Genomic DNA, 226 nt, shown 5'->3' on the forward strand with positions numbered 1-226 from the left:
GGCTATAGCTCAGCTGGGAGAGCGCTTGCATGGCATGCAAGAGGTCAACGGTTCGATCCCGTTTAGCTCCACCAATTTACAGGTTCAAGGTCTGGCCACACCGTCCTTGAATCGATCAGTTCTCAGCACTGATCAATGTACAGAAGGTTTGTGTCCCCTTCGTCTAGTGGCCTAGGACACCGCCCTTTCACGGCGGTAACAGGGGTTCGAGTCCCCTAGGGGACGC

1 tRNA gene is annotated in these 226 nt (G+C 55.3%); it reads left to right on the forward strand.

From position 1 onward, the window contains the following. Window positions 1-152 precede the first annotated feature (152 nt). A tRNA-Glu gene (locus ACQRBV_RS17105) sits at window positions 153-225 on the forward strand. Window position 226: the final 1 nt, after the last annotated feature.

Source organism: Pseudomonas sp. R11F (assembly GCF_050312575.1).
GTDB classification, from domain to species: domain Bacteria; phylum Pseudomonadota; class Gammaproteobacteria; order Pseudomonadales; family Pseudomonadaceae; genus Aquipseudomonas; species Aquipseudomonas palleroniana.